Source organism: Schinkia azotoformans LMG 9581 (assembly GCF_000307855.1).
Taxonomy (GTDB): domain Bacteria; phylum Bacillota; class Bacilli; order Bacillales; family Bacillaceae_J; genus Schinkia; species Schinkia azotoformans.
Map to the genome: position 1 here is coordinate 1 of NZ_AJLR01000031.1, position 494 is coordinate 494.

A 494-nucleotide genomic window follows, 5' to 3' on the forward strand; every position below is an offset into this window, starting at 1 on the left:
GTGTCATTGACCGAGCTTGGTTAGGTGGGAAAGGGATGGTTCTCTCAATCATCGTTGGACTCTTAGTAGGTTGGATTTACACTGGCTTTATGCGTCGGAACATCACAATCAAAATGCCAGAACAAGTTCCAGAAAATGTTGCCGCATCATTTACTTCACTTGTACCTGCAGGAGCAATCAGTACAATGGCTGGGGTGGGTCATGGAATCACAACGATTGGCTTCAATACAACTTTCATTGAGTTAGTTTATAAATGGATTCAAACACCATTGCAACACGTGACTGACGGTCCGGTTGGGGTCTTCGTTATTGCCTTTATGCCAGTATTTATCTGGTGGTTCGGTGTTCACGGAGCGACAATCATTGGTGGGATTATGGGACCATTGCTTCAAGCAAACTCTGCTGACAATGCTGCTCTCTACAAAGCAGGACATCTTAGCCTGTCAAATGGCGCCCATATCGTTACTCAATCAGATTAAAAACCAAGATTACAG

General features: G+C 44.3%; 1 protein-coding gene. It reads left to right on the top strand.

The features are described from left to right. A partial coding sequence (locus tag BAZO_RS01680) for a PTS transporter subunit EIIC (RefSeq protein WP_003329482.1) occupies positions 1-479 on the top strand: 479 nt, incomplete at its 5' end. Positions 480-494: the final 15 nt, after the last annotated feature.